Raw genomic sequence first — 716 nt, 5'->3', positions numbered from 1 at the left:
GATGAGCGCATGACACCTCCCGGAGCGCTCGACACAGCCACCGCTGTGGTCGCGCATGCCCAGGAGCTGGCCCAGACCCCATGGGACGACCTGACCGGTGCCGAGGCGATCGAGATCGCCGCCGCGGTCGCCACCACCCGCGGACTCGTCGACGCCGCACTGGTCGGTCTCGCCGGCCGCCTCGACGGCGACAACGCCCTCCTCGACACCGGCTGGACCTCCGCCAAAGACCTCCTCACCCACCTCCTCGGCGGACACAAAGGCACCGGCGGCGGCCTGGTCCGCGCCGCCGAACGGCTCACCGGACTCCCCACAGTGCGCGAGGCCCTCGAAGACGGACGGATCACCCTGCCCCAGGCCCGCGCGATCGCCGACAAGATCACCACCCTGCCCCGAGTGCCCGAGTTCCGCGAGCAGGTCGCCGACGGGATGCTCGACCTGGCCACCACCCAGGGCCTCGACGCCACCGACCTGCAGGCCAGGTTCGGCGAGGTCGTCCGCACCCACGACCCCGACGCCCGACTGATCGACCTCGACAAAGAACGCGTCAAGGCCGAACGCGGCGCCCACCACGCCCGCCACCTCCGCTTCACCGAGGACGGCCACGGCGGAGTCAAGCTCACCGGCTACGGCACCCTCGAGGACGCCGAGAAGATCAAGACCACCCTGCACCCCCTCGCCGCCCCCGCCACCACCGAGCCCGGCGCCTGCGGCGG

Annotated in this window: 1 protein-coding gene; it reads left to right on the top strand. The window is 72.5% G+C overall.

What is annotated here, in order from left to right; genetic code table 11:
• Positions 1-9: 9 nt before the first annotated feature.
• A partial coding sequence (locus RB608_RS28230; protein WP_308091431.1) for a DUF222 domain-containing protein occupies positions 10-716 on the top strand: 707 nt, incomplete at its 3' end.

Source organism: Nocardioides sp. LHD-245, assembly GCF_030929495.1.
GTDB lineage: Bacteria > Actinomycetota > Actinomycetes > Propionibacteriales > Nocardioidaceae > Nocardioides.
Note: the sequence above shows the minus strand (reverse complement) of the source record. Positions and strands in the feature narration are given on the sequence as shown.